The sequence below is a fragment of the Dactylosporangium sp. NPDC050588 genome, assembly GCF_040654975.1.
GTDB lineage: Bacteria > Actinomycetota > Actinomycetes > Mycobacteriales > Micromonosporaceae > Dactylosporangium > Dactylosporangium maewongense.
The window spans coordinates 1-17,130 of sequence record NZ_JBFAJA010000071.1 but is presented as its reverse complement, the minus strand read 5'-3'; the positions used below and the strand labels follow the sequence as shown (position 1 = coordinate 17,130).

General features: G+C 72.9%; 14 protein-coding genes. 2 read left to right on the top strand and 12 right to left on the bottom strand.

What is annotated here, in order from left to right; genetic code table 11:
- Positions 1-203: 203 nt before the first annotated feature.
- From AB0I21_RS39655 to AB0I21_RS39615, 9 genes are all read right to left on the bottom strand, one after another.
- Positions 204-1,268, bottom strand: a complete 1,065-nt coding sequence (locus AB0I21_RS39655) for an NlpC/P60 family protein (protein WP_360568837.1) — start codon at positions 1,266-1,268, stop codon at positions 204-206.
- Positions 1,269-1,385: 117 nt separating this feature from the next.
- Positions 1,386-1,871 carry a poly-gamma-glutamate biosynthesis protein PgsC/CapC gene (locus AB0I21_RS39650; protein WP_360110676.1) on the bottom strand — a complete coding sequence of 162 codons (486 nt, stop codon included), beginning with the start codon at positions 1,869-1,871 and terminating at the stop codon, positions 1,386-1,388.
- Positions 1,868-3,136 (bottom strand): poly-gamma-glutamate synthase PgsB, encoded by a 1,269-nt coding sequence (pgsB, locus tag AB0I21_RS39645; RefSeq protein ID WP_360568836.1) that lies wholly within the window; start codon positions 3,134-3,136, stop codon positions 1,868-1,870. Before pgsB ends, AB0I21_RS39650 begins: the two co-directional genes overlap by 4 nt.
- A 2-nt stretch (positions 3,137-3,138) precedes the next feature.
- The gene (locus AB0I21_RS39640; protein WP_360568835.1) at positions 3,139-5,325 is read right to left on the bottom strand and encodes a HAMP domain-containing protein; all 2,187 of its coding nucleotides are present in this window, start codon (positions 5,323-5,325) and stop codon (positions 3,139-3,141) included.
- Between the two features lie 90 nt (positions 5,326-5,415).
- On the bottom strand, positions 5,416-6,624 hold the full coding sequence (locus AB0I21_RS39635; RefSeq protein ID WP_360568834.1) for a CapA family protein: 1,209 nt from the start codon (positions 6,622-6,624) through the stop codon (positions 5,416-5,418).
- A gap of 61 nt (positions 6,625-6,685) precedes the next feature.
- On the bottom strand, positions 6,686-8,233 hold the full coding sequence (locus tag AB0I21_RS39630; RefSeq protein WP_360568833.1) for a polysaccharide deacetylase family protein: 1,548 nt from the start codon (positions 8,231-8,233) through the stop codon (positions 6,686-6,688).
- A gap of 69 nt (positions 8,234-8,302) precedes the next feature.
- Positions 8,303-9,916 carry a sigma-70 family RNA polymerase sigma factor gene (locus AB0I21_RS39625; protein WP_360568832.1) on the bottom strand — a complete coding sequence of 538 codons (1,614 nt, stop codon included), beginning with the start codon at positions 9,914-9,916 and terminating at the stop codon, positions 8,303-8,305.
- Between the two features lie 233 nt (positions 9,917-10,149).
- Complete coding sequence (locus AB0I21_RS39620) at positions 10,150-10,752, bottom strand: MBL fold metallo-hydrolase (protein ID WP_360568831.1); 603 nt, start codon at positions 10,750-10,752, stop codon at positions 10,150-10,152.
- Between the two features lie 41 nt (positions 10,753-10,793).
- On the bottom strand, positions 10,794-11,501 hold the full coding sequence (locus AB0I21_RS39615) for an NAD(P)H-binding protein (RefSeq protein ID WP_360568830.1): 708 nt from the start codon (positions 11,499-11,501) through the stop codon (positions 10,794-10,796).
- A gap of 640 nt (positions 11,502-12,141) precedes the next feature.
- Between AB0I21_RS39615 and AB0I21_RS39610 the strand changes: the two genes are divergently transcribed.
- Both AB0I21_RS39610 and AB0I21_RS39605 read left to right on the top strand, forming a co-directional pair.
- The gene (locus tag AB0I21_RS39610; RefSeq protein WP_360568829.1) at positions 12,142-13,116 is read left to right on the top strand and encodes an aminoglycoside phosphotransferase; all 975 of its coding nucleotides are present in this window, start codon (positions 12,142-12,144) and stop codon (positions 13,114-13,116) included.
- Positions 13,117-13,126: 10 nt separating this feature from the next.
- Positions 13,127-13,984, top strand: a complete 858-nt coding sequence (locus AB0I21_RS39605; protein ID WP_360568828.1) for a hypothetical protein — start codon at positions 13,127-13,129, stop codon at positions 13,982-13,984.
- Here AB0I21_RS39605 and AB0I21_RS39600 read toward each other — a convergent pair.
- From AB0I21_RS39600 to AB0I21_RS39590, 3 genes are all read right to left on the bottom strand, one after another.
- On the bottom strand, positions 13,959-14,588 hold the full coding sequence (locus AB0I21_RS39600) for an HAD family phosphatase (protein WP_360568827.1): 630 nt from the start codon (positions 14,586-14,588) through the stop codon (positions 13,959-13,961). The two genes, AB0I21_RS39605 and AB0I21_RS39600, sit on opposite strands and share 26 nt — an antisense overlap.
- A gap of 133 nt (positions 14,589-14,721) precedes the next feature.
- Positions 14,722-15,783 (bottom strand): pyridoxal-dependent decarboxylase, encoded by a 1,062-nt coding sequence (locus AB0I21_RS39595; protein ID WP_360568826.1) that lies wholly within the window; start codon positions 15,781-15,783, stop codon positions 14,722-14,724.
- On the bottom strand, positions 15,780-17,024 hold the full coding sequence (locus AB0I21_RS39590; protein ID WP_360568825.1) for an RNA-guided endonuclease TnpB family protein: 1,245 nt from the start codon (positions 17,022-17,024) through the stop codon (positions 15,780-15,782). Before AB0I21_RS39590 ends, AB0I21_RS39595 begins: the two co-directional genes overlap by 4 nt.
- Positions 17,025-17,130 lie beyond the last annotated feature (106 nt).

The following is a 17,130-nucleotide window of genomic DNA, read 5'->3' as shown; positions in this document are numbered from 1 at the left end:
CCGGTGCACGTTCAGGCGTTCATGCCGCCCTTGTACTGGCGCTCGGTCCGCTCGGTCCGCTCGGTCCGCTCGGTCCGCCCGGTCGGCTCGGTCCGCTCGGTCCGCGTTTGTACTGCGCGTGGTCCGCGCGCTCCGGCCCGCGCCCGCGCAACGGTCGGGCACGGGCCGGGGACAGGCGGCGGGCGGTGCGGAGGCCGACAGGGTCAGAGGCGGCGGGCGGTGCGGAGGCCGGCGGCGAAGTGGCCTGTGCCGTCCAGCGTGGCCTCGCCGCCCGAGTCGCCCATGGTGGGGCCGTTGGCGCCGACACGGCTGGAGATGAACCGGTAGTGGCCGCGGTCGTCGATGCCGACGTAGATGCCGGAGTGCTCGATGTGGGTCGGCCGGTCGGCGCCGTCCGCGTCGATCTCGGGTGAGCCGTAGAAGAAGACCAGGTCGCCGGGGAGCAGGCGGTCCAGCTGCTGCGGGCGCTTGCCGGTGTTGGGGATGACGACGGTGCCGGGGCCGACGTCGGCGATGGCGTAGGCGCGGCGCGGCAGCCCCGGGCCCTGCGTGTTCGTGCCGCGCAGCGGGAAGCCCATCCGGTAGCCGTACACCATGCGGATGAAACCGGAGCAGTCGAGGCTGTGCAGGCGGTCCGGCGACGGCTTCTCCTTGACCCCGTCGGGGAAGTCCCAGGGGACGCCGAGGTAGTCGTAGAAGTCGGAGTTCTCGGCGCGGCCGTCGCGGTCGCTGCTCGACAGCGGCCCGAAGGCGGCGTCGCCGGCGATCTGCAGGCCGTTGTCGCCCTTCCGCGGGGCGGCGCCGTAGGTGTACTGCATGGCGGTGGCGAGCACGTCAGGATTCGGATCCGCGAGCGCGGTGGCGAGCCAGCCGGCGAACCAGGACTGCTGCTCGGCGCCGGCCTGCCACGGCTGGGGCGCCAGCCGGACGTAGACGTCGTGGGTGATCTTCGCGTTGGTGAAGCGTGGCTCGGTGAACGTCCTCGCCTTGCCGGTCAGGTGGGCGGTGCGGGCGCCGTCGGTGAGGACCGCGACGCGCGCGCCGTCGGGGCGCAGGACCTCGGTGCCGGGCGGGTCGGTCAGCCGCCGGTACGTGTACCCCGACGACGACACGGTGGTGGCGCCCGCCGTGCCGAGGCTGATCTCGACGGGGTCGGGCTGGGCGAGGCGGACGGCGCTGTAGCCGATGGCCGTGAGGCCGACGACGAGCAGCAGCGCGGCCGTGACGAACGTCGTCGCGCTGCGCAGCGTCAGCCCAGTCGTGTTCACGCCGTCACCTCCGCTGCGCTCCGGCGCCGGCCTGAACCAGACCTGTGCCCATGATGAGCAGCCCTCCGCTACGCTCCGGCCCGCTCATGCCGTCACCACCACTGCGCTCCGGGACGCTCATGTGACCGGCACGAGCCCGGCGACGATGCCGCTGAAGGTCACGCCGAACGTGATCCCGGTGACGATCGTCGTGGCGAGGACGGTCGCCGGCGGCGGCTGGCGCACCAGCTGATAGGCGATGAGGCCGGGGGCGACGAAGCCGAGCGTCTGGTGGGCGAACAGCAGCGGCAGGTCCCGCTGCACGATGACGAACAGCGTCAGTTGCAGCAGCACGCTGAGCAGCAGGATGGCGGCGAAGAGCCGCTTGCCGTACAGGATGACGACCTTCTGCAGGAGCTTGGTGAGGTAGTAGGTGACCACGGTCATCACCACCACGATCGCGGCCTGCAGCGGATCCTCGATAAGCGCGAGCGCGATCCAGCCGGGCGTGATCATGCCGCCGGGCGACAGGTTGGTCGTCAGGTAACACAGCAGCGCGAACACCAGCCCGATCCCCAGGCAGGCGGTGGCGAGTTGAGCGCTGAGCTCCCCTCCGAAGATCATCGGCCGGTCCTTCTCTGAGCCGGGACGCGGGTCCCCACGGTCATGTTGGTGCGCAGCATCGGCGGCAGCGGGGCGTGCAGCTCGTCGGGCGCCCAGCTGGGCAGCCCGGCCAGCTCGTGCAGGAGCACCTCGCCCTGGCCGTGGATGTTGCCCACGGCGACGATCGAGGAGTCGAAGTCGGTGGCGGCGACGACCCCGTCGAGCAGCCGGTCGGGGTCGAGCCTCCCGCCGAGGTCCACGACCCGGTCCTGGAGGTCGGCCGGGATCGCCGAGCGGGCGCTGCGGGTCGGCTCGCCGATGATCACGATCCGGTCGGGCCGGACGTCGCCGCAGAGCGCGCCCATCTGGCCGTTGCGCTCGACCCGGTCCGGCCGGCAGTTGATGACCATGGTCATCGGCCGGGAGATGAGGTGCTGCCGCTCCAGCTGCTGGATGTTCATCAGCGTCGACTCGGGGTCGTTGGCGGCGAACACGTTGGCGAAGCGGATCAGCTTGTCGCCGGCGGTGACCCGCACGACCGACAGCACGCCGGGGTCCGGCGGCGCGTCGATCATGCCGGCGAGGGCGCTGCGCCGGTCGACGCCGAGCAGCCCGGCGACGGCGATCGCGATGGCCACGTTCTCCTTGAACGTGATCCAGCCGAAGTCGGCCATCTCCCGGTCGGTCACCGAGTCGGGGTCGACGGCGATGAGCCGGCAGTTGCGCTTGTCGGCCTCCTGCTGCAGGATCGCGAGCCGGTCGCGCTCGGCGGTGACGCACACGCCGCCGACGGGCATCGACTTGCTCAGCGACCGGGCGACGTCGTCGAGGGTCGGCCCCATCTCGGCCAGGTGGTCCTCGCGCACGTTGCACAGCACGCCGATGGTGGAGCGGATGAGCTTGCTCTGGTTGATCTCCTGCAGGGCCGGCATCACCGCCATGCACTCGATGACCAGGGCGTCCGGGTGGTAGGCGGCGGCCCGCCGCACGATGCCGATCTGCTCCACGACGTTGGCGATGCCGAACTTGCGGTGGACCGGCTCCTCGCTGGCGTCGGGGAAGATGAACCGGGCGGCGGTGCCGGTGGTCTTGGCCACGACGAGCAGCCCGCCGCCGCGCAGGGCACCGGCGCACAGCCGGGTGATCGAGCTCTTGCCGCGGATGCCGTTGACGAGCACCCGGTGCGGGATCCTGCCCAGGTTGCGGTCGTGGTTGCGCTGCTCGACGATCCCGGCGACGAGCAGCGCGACGCAGCACAGGGCGTAGACGACGTAGAGATACAGCACGCTCAGACCTTCGCGGTCCGGCCGGCGCCGCGCTGGCTGGGGAAGCGCGGGTGGACTGCGGTGAAGTCGTCCTCGGAGCCGCGCAGCCGGATCGCGCCGCCGAAGCGGGCGGAGCCGGTGTGCCGGACCTGGCGGCAGATCTCCAGGCACATCGCGATCGCGCCGACGTCGTCGTGCCGCTGCGGCGGGATCGGCTCGTCGAACTCGCCGGTGCGGATGCGGTCCGCGGACACGGCGAGGCGGCGCAGCGGGCGCACGAAGATGAAGTACTGCCACACGAACGCGAGCGCGACGATGCCCGTGACGGCGCCGGCCATCAGCAGCGTCCACCGGTTCATGATCACTTGCGGCAGCTGGAGCGAGACGGGGTTGCGCTCGATCACGACGACCCATTCCAGGTGTACGACTGACGGCGGGCTGGTCAGCGCGGTGGCGACCTGCAGCGACGGCTGCCCGCCGGCGCTGCGCTGGCCGCGGACGGTGCCGCCGGCCATGGCCTCGATCGCGACGGCGCGGGCCGCGTCACCCTCCAGCGGCTGCATCGCCCGGTAGCCCGACGAGTCCAGGATCGTGCGCAGCTGCGAGTCGACGACCCGCGCCCGCCCGTCGACCCGGCGCATCACGCCGAGCAGGTAGTCGATGTCGAACTCGCCGACGACACCGTAGCCGTCGTCCTTGGCGATGCGGAACGCGTAGATGACCGGCAACCGGGAGACCGACCGGTCGATGCGGATCCCGGCCTCCCCCGGCAGCGGCTGCGGGGTGCGCAGCGACTCCCGGCCCGCCGAGCTGACCACGGCGCCGTTGCGGTCCACCAGGTACATGCCGCGGAACCGGTACTCGTCGGCCAGCCCCTGCTTGAGGATCGGCCCGAACTTGCCGGGCTCGGTGCGCGCGTTGGCGAGGCTGATCCGCGACACGGTCTGCAGGCCGCTGTCCAGCGCGTTGCCGAACACGCCGCTGACCGCCTCGGCGCGGCTCTCCTCGTCGAAGAACAGCTGGTCGGGCACCGGCGGCCGGGGCGCCTGCAACGCGGTGGCCGTCGCGACGGCCGGCCACGCCAGGGCGACCAGGGCGGCGACGGCGAGGCCCTGCACGGTGCTCAGCCGCCACCGCGCGCCGCGCAACCCGCCGCCGCTGAACACCGCGAGGGCCTGCGCGATCCGGAACGTCTCCCTGGTGCGCAGCGGCTGCCGGACAGGTGTCACCGCGCCACACGCGTCGGACTTGGCCTGCCGCAGCAGCGCCTGGATCGGCGCGGGCAGGAACGCGCGCATGAGCAGGAACGCCAGCAGTGACACGCCGAGCAGCGACAGGCCGAGGAGCAGCCCATAGCCGACGGAGGTGCCGCGGCTGACCGGCGCGACGACGACGGACGCCACGACGACGCCGGTGTCGCCGATCGCGGCGGAGGAGACGACCAGCTGCCGGTCGGGCCATTCAGTGACCTTGATCGCACGGCTGCGGCTGCCCCGCGCCCCGGCCAGGCCCTCGAAGAGCTTCGGCAGGTGCGTCTCGCCGACGGCGCTGACGCCCTGGATGAGGGCCGGCCGGCCGTCGGGGGTGACGATGAAGACGCCGTGCTGGGCGCCCGGGTTGAGCCGCAGGTTGCGCATCAGCAGCGGGTAGAGCACGGCGACGCTGCGCTGGGCGTCGAGCGCGGCGATGCGGACGAGGGCCGGCCCGTCGGTGGTGGAGACCGCGACGGTGGCGTCGGCGGGCAGCGGCGTCGGCAGCTGGTCGAGCGGGACCGGCGTGCCGGACGCGGCCTGTGACTGGCGGGTCGCGGTCTGCAGGAGGGCGGCGCCGGTCCAGGTCTCCCGGTTGCCGATGAGCTTCGCCAGCACGTCGGCGTCGGCGGGCAGCGGCGGCTTGCGCACGTCGGCGAGGACCCGGGCCAGGTCGTCCGCGGCCCGGGCGGAGCCGACGCTCATGCCGCGGGCGACGGTCGCGACCAGCTCGCGCTGCGAGTCGTGCACGGCCTTCGGCACGCCGCTGCGGTCGTAGACGGCGAAGCCGAGCACGGCGGCCGCGGCGACGATCATCGTCACGCACAGGTAGACCAGTGATGGCGCACTGGAGCCGGCCGGGAACGCCGCCGCGGGCAGCTGCTGCTCAAGAGCCCGCCGGCGCCACGCGATGAGCTGGGCGGGAGGCGCGTCCGCCGCGGGTGGGGCATCGTCATACACGGATATACCTCCCCCTTCCCAGCGTTTGCGACTCTCTCGCCCGAATCGCCGGTGACTATAACCCAGGGCTACGACAGTCCGTCACATTGATCAACTGGTTCGGGGCGCGGGCGCCGTGCCGCGGACGATCAGACCGGCATCGTCCGCCCCGCGGGTCAGCAGATGCCCCTGGATCCGCTCGATGGCGGCCTCGTAGATCCGGCGGCGGGCGGCCGGAAGGCCCGGGTCGGCCAACGCCCGTTCCAGGTCGATCACCCGAATGTCCGGGTTCAGGTCGACGAACGTCGGGATCGCCTCGACCGCGGCGACCGTCCACCGCTTCGCCTCGCTCGAAGGAGTGAATGTGACACGGACCATCACGCCCTCCCGGTTGTCGTTGATCGGCTCCTCGTGGCGGGCGATCTGGTTGCCCATGCCGTACACGATCCATTTGCCGGAAATGCGCTCGACCGGCTGCACCACGTGCGCGTGGTGGCCGAACACCACGTCGACGTTGCGCAGCGCGGCGACCGCCCGGGCCCAGGTCTGCTGGTCGACGTCGGGCTCGTGCACATACTCGGTGCCCCAGTGCAGGCTGACCACGACGATCTCGGCGCCGGCGGTGCGGGCCGCGGCGGCGTCCGCCTCGATCTTCTTCGGGTCGATGAGGTTCGCGACCCACTCCTGCCCGGCCGGCCGGTTCAGGCCGTTGAAGTACTTCGCGTAGCTCAGGTGAGCGATCTTGACGCCCTTGACGGTGTACAACTGGGGCCGCTTCGCCTCGTCCGCGCTGCGGGCGGTGCCGGAGTGCCCGAGCTGTGCCTGGTCGAACGCGTCAAGGGTGCGTTTGACGCCGTCGAAGCCCTGGTCGATGCTGTGGTTCGAGCCGGTCGAGCAGCCCTCGTAGCCGACGGTCTTGATCGCCCGCACCACCTCCTGCGGCACGCTGAAGCGCGGGAAGCCCGTGTAGGGCCCGCCCGGCGGCGCGACCGGCGTCTCCATGTGGCACAGGGCCAGGTCGGACGCCTCGATGGAGTCCTTGACCCCGGCAAGCATCGGCGCGTAGTCCATCGTGCCGCCGCCGTCCTGCTTCGCCTGGTTCCACAGGTCGGGATGCAGCAGGATGTCACCGGCGCCGATCACCGACACGGACCGTCCCGCGACCGCTACGGGCGAGCCGAGCGGCCGGGGCGTCCCGGTCTCCGGCTCGGTTTCCGGCGCCCACGGGCCGATCCGGTAGACAGCGAAGACCGCGGCCGCCACGACGATGACGGTGCCGAGCATGCCCCACTTCGGCCGGAGTGATCGCGTCTTCTGCACCGCGCAAGGCTAAACACCCCCGTGCCGGCGGCCGGGCGGTGGGGTCGGCAGCCGCCGCACCTCACAGGAGTGACGTCGCCGGCACGAAGGTGTAGCCCAGCTGCTGGATGCCGTCGACGAGCTCCGGCAGGTACTGCAGGCCGAGGAACGGGTGGTAGAAGAAGCTCGCCACGTTGTCGCGGACGACGAGCTGGCGGCGCGCGGAGGCGATCAGGTCCGCGGCGAGCCGCACGCCGTGCTGGTTGAACCGCTGGGTGGCGACGTTGCCGAGCGTCTCGGGGATGACCGGCGTCCCGTAGGCGTCCTGCACCGGGTACGGGAAGTACTGGCTGACCGACCGGCTGCCGGCCGGCGTGCCGGACAGGACGCCGGAGAAGTACAGGACCTGCTCGTAGCGGGCCCGGATGCCCGGTGCCGAGGCGATCGCCCGGTAGTCGGCGGCGCTGGCCGTGTAGTGCGGGAACTCCCAGATGTCGGGCACCGGCAGGCCCGCGGCGGTCCACTCCTGGCGGGCCGCGGTGAGCCGGCCGAGCGCCCACTCCGGCGAGTCGTCCTGGACCGGGCCGTCCAGCTGGACCACGCCGGTGTCGTCGACGTGGGCGCGGTAGAACTCGTAGTCCTCGGCGCTGACGCCGTACGGGTTGCGGACCCCGACGAGGCCGTGCGTGTAGCCGTGCATGATGAGCGTGCCGCCGTGCTCGCTCATGTACCGCAGCGCGTCGACGACCGCGGGCGTGCCGCTCAGCGTCCGGTGTACGGGCACGCCGCCGGAGTACACGCCGGCCCAGTCGTCGTACACCGTGAACACCGCCACCGCGAACGGGATCTTGCGGGCCGACAGGAAGTCGGCGATGGCCCGCAGCTGCGCCGGGTCGGAGTGCGGGCCGACGTCCTCGATGCGCACCAGCGCCCGGTGCCGGTCCGGCGCCTGCGGGTCGAGCAGCGCGTACAGCAGGTCGGCGAGGACCAGGTACCGGTCGTCGAACGTCACGTAGGTCAGCGGCACCTCCGTCACGTACGTGAGCGCGCCGACCCGTACCGCGTAGGGGGCTTCCGTACCGTCCGGCAGGACGGCACCGGCGAGCGTCGTCGCCTTGGCGTCCGGTGCTACGCCGATGCGGACCATGGCGCCGGCGGCGGGGTTGCGGGTGAGCTCCGTCCCGCGGTACCGGACGGCCGACACGGCGGTCTCGTCGATGGTCGCCGCGTTGAGGCCCGTGCCCCCGTACTTGCCGATGAGCTGCCAGATGTTCGCGCCCATCCACAGTACGGGCGCGCCGCCCGCGACGTCGGCGAGGAACGCGTCGGGCAGCGGCTCGTCGTACGTGGACCCGATGTAGATCGTCAGCCGGTGCCGTGCGGCGCTGCCCTTCGCGTACCTGGTGACCGGCGCCGCCTCCCACTTCCCGAAGTGGGACGCGAGGTTGCCGGCCTGCACGGCGTACAGCTCGCCGAGGTCACCGTAGGGCCCGGTCGTGTCGTACAGGACGAGCACACCGGACGGTGGCGGACCTGACGGTGTCCCGGCCGGCGGCTTCGGCTCGGCGCCGCACCCGGCGAGCAGCACGCTCGACACGACGATCGCGACCACCGTGCCCCGCAAGCCCACCGTCCTGACGGTAGTGGCCCGCCCCGCGGCCCGGCGCCGATTCGCCGGGATCCCGGGAGATCGCGGGGCTCACGGCAGCGGCGGGCGCACCCGGAACGCGCTGTCGGCGCGGAACGCGGCGCTGCCGTCCGCCTGGTCGACCCACAGCTCGTCACCCTGCCGGTGCACGAAGTAGCCGCGGTAGTTGGCGGACTCCAGGAACACCTCGCCGGCGTCGGTGACGGTCGCGCAGAACGTGGCGTCGCCGCGGAACACGAAGCTGCCCTCGTCGCGGCTCAGCCGGAGCCGCCACGACTGGTGGCGCAGGTACTGCCCGTTCGCCGATCGAAACGAGAAGCACGCCGCGTCGGACAGGCCGGGCACGGCTTCGAACGTCGCCGGGCCGGTCGCGGTGACGAGGGTGCCCAGCTGGCCGGTCGTGCCGAGGTACCGCCCGGGGACGGCGCCGGACTCCAGGGACACCGGTCCGAGGCGCAGCGCGCCGGGCGGCTCGGATTCCGGCGGGGCGGTCCGGGACGGTGCGGCGACCGACGGGAACGGTGCATTGACCGGCCGGGGCGGGGTGTCGGTGCGGCCGGGCCAGGCCACGGCGGCGGCGACGGCGCCGGCCAGGACCGTCACGGCGGCCGCGACCTTCGCGATCGGGACGCCCGCCAGCCACCCGGCCGCGGCGGGAGCCCCGGCGGCAGTGGACGGTCCGGCGGCGGCAGCGGAGCCACCCGCACCTGGGCCGAGAAGGGCGCCCGTACCCGCGGCGGGAGCAGCGCCCATACCCGGAGCAGCGCCCGTACCGGCGGCGGGAGCGCCGGCTGGGGCAGGAGCGGCGACAGCGCCCGCAGCCGGGGGTACGGGCGCGCAGGCGGCGGTCGATGCGGTGGTGGGCAGGCCGTGGGTGGCGAGCGCGGCGGCGAGGGTCACCGGCACGGGCAGCAGCGCGAGCCCGGTCAGCAGCCGCTCGGTCTCGACCAGGTCGTCGGCGGCGCCCGCGCACGTGGCGCAGGACCGGGTGTGCCGGCCGATCCGCTTGCGCCACAACGGGCCCGGGATGCCGTCCCAGTCGGCGACCACAGTACTCAGCCAGGGGCACCGCGGCCGGGCGTCGAGCGCGGCGACCAGCGCGCGGGCCTGTTCCAGGCGCCGGCGCAGGCGCTGCACCCGCACCGCGGCGTGCGCGACGCTCACACCGAGCGCGGCGGCCAGCTCGGCGCGGCTCAGCTCCTCGCCGACCTCCAGCCACCAGAGCGACCACAGCAGCCGGTCGTCGGGGTCGAGCCACGCCACCGCCTGCCCCGCCTGCCGGCGCTGCGCCGCCAGGTCCAGCCGCAGCACGGTGAGGTCCTCGAAGTCCCCGGCGTCGGGTGCGCCGGCGACATCGTCCAGCACCGCCCGCCGCCCGGCGGCGACCCGCTCCCCGTGCAGGAACGTGGCGGCCTGCCGCACGGCGATCGCCGCGATCCACGCCCGGAAGCTCTCCGGCTCCCGCACCGACGGCAGCTGCCGCAGCGCCCGCACCATCGTGTCCTGCACGACGTCGTCCACGGCGGCCGGATGCCCGGCGAGCGCCCGCCGCACGATCGAGTACACCAGCGCCAGATGACCGGCGACGAGCCCGTCGAGCGCCCGGTCGTCACCGCCCTGGGCCGCGACGACCAGCGCCGCCCTCCTCCTGCCCGCCCTGCCCATCCGCCTCACCGCGCCCGTCCAGTCAGGCGACCAGCATGCCAGCGCCACCCCGCCCACGCCACGGCCACACGCACCCCGCCCACATCACGGCCGCACGCACCCCGTCCACGCCACTGCCGCACGCACCCCGCCCACGCCGCGGCCGCACGCAACCCGCCCACGCCACGGCCGCACGCCACGGCCCTTGCCCGCCTGGTGCCGGCGGGTCGCCGGGTCGCCGAGCCGGCCCGGGCTCAGGCGAGGTCGGCCGATGCGCCGAGGGGAATGCGGGCGTACGCGGTGCCCGCGGTCTCGTCGAGCCACTCGTCGAACTGGGACTGGCCGATGTCGCTGAGGTTCACGTCGTGGATCGGGAACGCGCGGGCCGGCCGGACCTCGCGGGCGAACGTGATGACCTCGCCGAGCTTGACCCACGGCCCGGACGCGGGCACGAGCAGGGTGTCGACCGGCTCGGCGGGCACGAACAGCGAGTCGCCGGGGTGGTAGACGCCGTCGACGATGTACCCGACGTTGGGGCAGCCGGGCAGCCCGTCGATGATCTCGGCGTGCCGGCCGCCGACGACGCTGACAGCGAAGCCCGCCGCGGTGAACGTGTCGCCGACCTCGACGGGGACCGCCCCGAGCGACGGGGCGAGCGCCGGATGGGTGTAGACGGTGACGTCCGGGTGGGCGGCGAGGGCGGCCGCGTCCACGTGGTCGGCGTGCTCGTGCGTGACGAGCACGGCCGTCGCGCCGGACAGGCACGCCGGATCGGAGTAGACACCGGGGTCGATCACCAGGGCCTGGTCGCCGGACTCGAGGCGGACGCAGGCGTGGCCGTACTTGGTGAGCCGCATCAGCGCAATCTACCGACGCGCGCCGGCCTGGCCGTGGCGGGTCAGCGCCTGGCCGCCGCCTCGCGGCGGATCCACCGCAGGAGCCCGGGGTTCGACTCGGTGGTGACGACGCTGACCGCGGTGCGCAGGAACCGGTCGTCGTCGAGCAGCGCGAGCATGCTCGCGGCCAGGTCCTCGCGGGCGGTGTACATGCCGTCGGCGAACCCCTCGACCATCGTGTACGCCGTGGGCGCCGGCAGGTGGAACAGACCGCCGGGCCGCACGGCCGTCCAGTCGACGTCGCTGGCGCGCAGCAGCTGCTCCATCCGTCGCATGTCGTCGTACAGCGTCCTGCCGAGGACCCGCGTCAGGTACGGCAGCAGGATCCGGTTGAACAGGAACCCGCCGCCGGAGTACGGGCGCGGGTCGACGCCGGCGGAGGTGACCACGACCACGCGCCGCACCCCGTGCCGCCGCATCGCGGCGACGATGTTGGCCGCGCCGCGCGAGTACACGCTGACCGGCTGCTTCCCGGCCCGTACCCCCAGCGCCGACAGCACCGCGTCCCGGCCCGCGACGGCGGCGTCGACGGCCCGCTCGTCGAGGACGTCGGCGGCGACCACGTCGAGCCGCTCGTGCCGCAGCGGGAACCCGTCGGGCCGCCGCACGACCGCGGCGACGTGATGCCCCGCGGTGAGGGCCTGCTCGACCAGTACCCGCCCGGTCGCCCCGTTGGCGCCGAATACCGCCAGGCGCCTCGACACCCGCATGATGACCCTCCGCTCGCTCGGCCTACGACACCCGAGACGAGACGGCCCGCCGGCCTGTGACACGAGGCTTCACGCGGGCGGCGGCAACCGCAGGTGCTGACGGGTCGTCTCGGCATGGGTGCGCAGCATCCGCAGGGCGGCCGCGTGGTCCGTCCGGAGCTGGTCCGCGACCGCCGAAACCCGTCCGCCAGCTCCTGGGCCCAGTCGCGGGTCTCCTGCGCGGCGGCGGACACCGCACCGGCCGCGGCGGCCAGCGCGCCGTCGACGTCGCCGTTGATCAGGCGGAGGCAGAAGGCGGCCTCCTGGAAGTGAACGTCGAACGGCCTGTCGTCGGCCAGCTCGTCGAAGTACCGCTGGAGCGCCTCGGTGGTCCCGTACGTGTCGAGGTACGGGACGGCCTGCGCACGGATGGCGTCGGCGATCTCCGCCATGCCCGGGCCGCCTCGGCGACGGGTGGCCGGGTCCGTCCTCACGACTGGACGTACAGACGCTTCATGGGGCCTCGTTCGGGACGCAGGGACAGAAGGTCCCACGATCGGCGGCGGCAGGTGGTGTACGGGTACCGCCCCGGGTGTCATCGAGTTGCCGGACCGTGGGGCGGTCGGGCACCATTGCGGGTCGGCGGGGACGGACGGGGGCCGTGATGCGGGAGTTTCTGCGGGTGGAGGATCTGCGCGGCCTGGTCGCGGCGCAGTTCGGGTCCGATCGGCGCCTGGTGGCGCTGGACCGGGTGACCGGCGGGTCCAAGAAGGGCGTGTACCGGCTCCGGCTCGACGACGGCCAGGCCGTGATCCTGTACGTCTGGGCCGCCGGCGAGAACTACTGGCCGCCGTCGCCGTCGGCAGTGCCGGACGACCCGTTCACCGACGCGTCGGGCGCCGAGCTGTTCGCCGCCGCGCACGCGGCGCTCACCGGCGCCGGGGTCAGGGTGCCGCACCTGCTCGTGCTCGACCGGTCCTGCGACCACCTGGACGCGGACCTGGCCCTCATCGAGGACGTCGGCGAACTGCGGCTCGAGACGCTGCTGCGGGACGACCGGGCAGCCGCCGCGGCGCCGCTGGAAGCCCTCGGCGACGCCCTGCGCCGCATGCACACGACGGCCTCCTCCTGGTACGGGCGGCTCCTCGGCCCGACCGGATCCGGGCAGCGACCGGCCGAGGACGTCATCGTCGACCGGGCCCTGGCACACCTCGACGCCGCCGCGGCGCTCGACGGGCGGCTCTCCTCGCACCGGGACCGGATCGCGGCCCACGTACGGGCGCTGCGCGGCGCGGTGACGGCGCGGCAGTCGTTCCGGCTGATCCACGGCGAACTCGGGCCCGACCACGTCTTCGTCACCCCCGCGGGCGAGGCCGTCGTCATCGACATCGAGGGACTCACGTTCTTCGACGTCGAGTGGGAGCACGCGTTCCTGCGGCTGCGCTTCGGCGACGACTACCCCGCGCTGCACCCCGTCGAGCTCGACCCGCGGCGGTTGCGCCTGTACGAGTACGCGCAGACCCTCTCGCTCGTGGAAGGCCCGCTGCGCATCGCCGCCACCGACTTCCCGGGCCGGGACTTCATGCTGGACCTCGCCGAACGCAACATCGTCAAGGCCCTCGCCGCGGTCCAGTAGCGTGGCCCGCATGGACGACTGCCTGCGGCTGGCGCTGCTGGAATGCGACTACACGTCGCCCGTGCGCAGGTCGCTGTCGCGGCAGAGCGTCCAGGACCGGCAGGCCCGCCACGGGGAGCTGCTGCGGGCACCGGTCGCCGGGAGCGTCGCCGAGGCCCGCTGGACCGGGCACGCCCTGCTGCGCAGCGCCGTCCCGGCCGGCGCCGACCCGGTGATCCGCGGCCTGGACGGCATCGCCGCCTTCCCGGACCTGCGGGTGCTGCACCTGCCCGCGTCGGCCGTCCCCGACCTCACGCCGCTCACGGAGCTGCCCTCGCTGACCCTGCTCAGCGTCGGCGTCACCCCGGCCACCGACCTGCGGCCGCTGCTGGACTGCCCGCGCCTCACCCGCGTCGACGTGCCGGCGTCTGCCGCTCAGCGTGATGTGCTGGTCGCGCTGGCCGCGCGCGGCGTCCACGTCGACCAGCTGCTGCCCGCCCGCGACGCGGCGCCGTTCGGCAACCCGATCCTCAAGCTCGCCGTCCTCGACCTCCTCGGGGTGCCGCTGTCCCTGCCCGAGCCGTTCGACGAGTACAACCTGGACGACGCCAACCTGACCCGCGTCCTCGCGATCGAGCTCACCCAGCAGCAGCTGGACTCCGTCGAGCGGCTGCACTGGGCCGGCGGCGGCTACGACATCCAGCACGCCGTCTGGCCCCAGTGGGATGGCGAGACCGGCGAGTTCGACCTGCGCTCGCTGCGGGGCATCGAGTCCCTGCGCAACCTCAAGCAGATCCAGGTGACCCCGCTGTCGCTTCTCCCGCCCGCCGAGCTCGCCGCCCTGCGCGCCACCGGCGTCACCGTCACCGAGCTGTACGGCGGCCATTGACGGCCTCCGCTTCGGCGAGATCGTGTCGTAGCAGTGCCACGTCGTGGTACTGGTGGCTGTGCCATCCGGCCTTGCGGGCAGCGGCCACGTTCCCGGGGCTGTCGTCGATGAAGGTGATCTCGTCGCTGGGTGCGCCGAGGTGGCCGGCCACGGCGGTGAAGGCGGCCGGGTCAGGCTTGCGGTGGCGCAGGCGGTGGCTGAAGAACAGGTGGTCGAACCGGCCGAACACGTCGGGATACCGGCGGGTCAATGCGTGTTCTTCCAGCGGTCCGTTGTTCGTGAACAACGCCAGCACGCGGTCGCCGCGGTGCCGGTCGAGGACGTCGATGACGGTCGGGTGCGGCAGGAAGGCGCTGCACCATGCGTCGTCGATCTCGTCGTCAGTGCCCGCGATGCCGAGGGTGACGCGTATCCGGGTGCGGACCAGCGCCGCGGAGGCATAGCGTCCCTGATCGCAGTCGGCGCTGAAGCCGGACTGCCACAGCAGTGCGTGGATCTGCTCCGTGCCGAGTGCGCATGCCCGTGCGAGCCGTTCGAGCCGGCGGGCGTGATCGAAGTGGCACACCACACCGCCGAGGTCGACGACGAGGTAGCCGGTGCTCATGGGCGGATCTCCGCGGTGGCGGTGGTCGCCGCGCCGCGGATCTCGTCGAGCAGCAGGACGAGGTCGTCTTCGGTGGTCGCCGGGTTGAGCAGGCAGGCGCGAAGGGCCTCGGCGCCGGCCAGCCGGGTGCCTGTCAGGAAGGCGCGCCCGCGGTGCTGGACGATCGCGGGGATCCGGCGGTTGAGGTCGTCCAGCCGGTCGTCCGGTCGACGGGGTGGAACCTGAACGCGACGATCGAGGTGCTGACCGGGGCGAGCAACTCGAAGTCGGGGGCGGCCTCGATCATCGCGGCCAGGGTGTGCGCGAGCCGGACCGTCGTGCCGACCAGCCGGATGATGCCGTCCCTGCCGAGGTGCGACATGGTGGCCCAGGTCCGCAGCGCCCGGAACGGGCGGGTCTGCTCGGGGCCGTACTCGGAGAACCATCCGAGCCCGTCCTCGTGATCGTCGCACAGGTAGGCGGGTATGAGGCTGAACGTGGCCCGGGCCAACGCCGGATCACGCCACAGCACGCACCCGCAGCCGACCGGCACACCGAGCCACTTGTGCGGGTCGAGGACGAGCGAGTCGGCCCGCACCATACCCGCGTAGCCGGCGGACGCGGCGCCGGAGGCGAGCGCACCGAGCGCGCCGTAGGCGCCGTCGACATGGAACCACAGCCCGTGGGCGGCGACGACGTCCGCGATCTCGTCCAACGCGTCGACGGCGCCGGTGTTGACGGTGCCTGCGCTCGCCGCCACGCAGAACGGTCGTAGCCCCGCCCGCACGTCACGGGTCACCAAGGCCCGCAACGCGTCGACGTCCATGCGGAACCCGCCGTCCACGGGCACCACCCGCACGTGACGGCTGCCCAGGCCCAGCAGCTCGGCCGCCTTCCGCAGACAGCTGTGCCCCTCCGCGGACACGTACAGGACCATCGGCGGGCGCCCGTAGAGCCCCTCCTCACGGACGTCGGCGCCGTCCCGGCCGACGGCGTGCTGACGGGCGGCGGCCAGCGCGACCACGGTCGCCATCGAAGCGCCACTGGTCAGCAACCCCCCGCCCGGACGGTGCGGGAAACCGACCAGCTCGGCAAGCCACCGCAGCACGGTGTGCTCCAGCAGCACGCCGGCATGGTCACCGCCGGCGCAACTCGGGTTCAGGGCGGCGGCGATCGGTGCGACCAGCACGCCGGCCGCGGACGGTGCGGAGTTCACCCAGCCGAAGAACCGGGGTTGACAGTCCTCCCCGCCCTAAGGGCGGGGATTTCCTGGGTCGCCCCAGGGGGTTCCTGCTTCACCGACGGCTGCCCCGTCCGAGAGGACTCTCGTTGAGGTCTTACACCGCCTCCACAGGCGATCACGGAGAGCCCCTCCGCGAGGATGTTGCGGGCCGCGTTGACGTCGCGGTCGTGGGTCTGCCCGCATCGGCAGGTCCACGTCCGCACGTGCAGCGGCATCCGCGCAGCGAGCGCACCACAGGTCGAGCACAGCTTCGACGACGGGAACCAACGGTCCACGGCGACCAGGGTGCGGCCGTGCCAGTCGGTCTTGTACTCGAGCATGGTGCGGAACTGCCGCCAGGCCGCGTCGCTGATGGCGCGGGCGAGGTGGTGGTTTCGGATCATGTTGCGCACGGTCAGGTCCTCGATCACGATCGTTTGGTTCTCACGAACGAGTCGAGTGCTCAGTTTGTGCAGGTGGTCACGCCTGCGGTCGGTGATCCGGGCGTGGACGCGGGCGACCTTCAGCCGTGCCTTGGCCCGGTTCGCGGAGCCCTTCTCCTTGCGGGCGAGGTTGCGTTGGGCTCGGGCGAGCGCGGCCCGGTCGCGGCGTTCATGCTTGGGGTTGGTGACCTTCTCCCCGGTGGACAGGCAGAGCAGGCTGTTGAGCCCTGCGTCGACACCGACCGCGCCCGTTGCCGGGACCGGCTCGACCCGGTCGTCGCAGAGCAGCGACACGAACCAGCGGCCCGCGGCGTCCTGCGACACGGTCACCGTGGACGGCGATGCTCCCTCGGGCAGCGGCCGGGACCACACGATGTCCAGGGGTTCGGTCATCTTGGCCAGGGTGAGCCGGCCGTCCCGGTAGCGGAACGCGCTGGTCGTGTACTCCGCCGAGCGGCGCGACCGCTTCCTGGACTTGAACGTCGGATACCTGGCACGCTTCGCCCAGAAGTTCGTGAACGCCACCTGCACGTGGCGCAGCGCCTGCTGCAACGGCACGCAGGAGACCTCGTTGAGGAACGCCAGTTCCCCGGTCCTCTTCCAGCCGGTGAGCATCGCGCTGGTGACGTTGTAGTTGACCCGTTCCTGGCGCAGTGTCCATGCCTCGGTCCGGGCCTGCAACGCCAGGTTGTAGACCAGTCGGACACATCCGAACGTCCGAGCAAGCTCGGCGGCCTGCCCGGGGGTCGGGTAGAAGCGGTACTTGAACGCCCGCTTCACAGCCCTGGACACGGCTCACACGATAACGGCCTGGATGGTGAACCTTGCGGTGGCACCCGGGCAGACGCCGATCCGCCTTGGCCGCGGATGCCCTTTGAATATAGTAATATAACACGTG